The sequence below is a fragment of the Planomonospora algeriensis genome (assembly GCF_977012225.1).
Genome location: NZ_CDRNDK010001099.1, coordinates 1 through 466 on the forward strand (window position 1 = coordinate 1; position 466 = coordinate 466).

The 466-nt window shown below is 79.4% G+C and carries 1 protein-coding gene; it reads left to right on the forward strand.

Features of this window, described 5'->3' with window-relative positions; genetic code table 11:
* The coding region (locus ACWJ6R_RS38000; protein ID WP_449066804.1) for a UbiA family prenyltransferase at window positions 1-466 on the forward strand (466 nt) is incomplete at both ends.

A 466-nucleotide genomic window follows, 5' to 3' on the forward strand; every position in this document is an offset into this window, starting at 1 on the left:
CCGGGCGCACCGGCAAGCCCGTCGCCGACGGTGCCGTGGGCGCCCGGACGGTGTGGACCGCCGCGTTCACCGCCCTGGCGGCGTGCGTGCCGCTCTCCCTGGCCTCCGGTACGGCGGCCGGCGCCGTCCACCTCGCCGGCGTCGCCGCCGCCTGGGCCTACGACCTCGGGCTGAAGGGCACGGTGCTGTCCTGGGTCCCCTACGCCGTGGGTTTCGGCTCGCTGCCCGCCTTCGTCGCGCTCGGCCTGCCCGGACAGCCGTGGCCCGCCTGGTGGGCGGTGCTCGCGGCGGCGCTGCTCGGCTGCGGGGCGCACCTGGCCAACGTGCTGCCGGACATCCCCGGTGACCTGGCCACCGGGGTCCGCGGCTGGCCGCAGCGGCTGGGCCCGGACCGGGTCCGCGTCCTGGTCCCGGTGCCGCTCCTGGCGGCCACCTGCCTGCTCGTCCTGGCCCCGCCGGAGCCGCC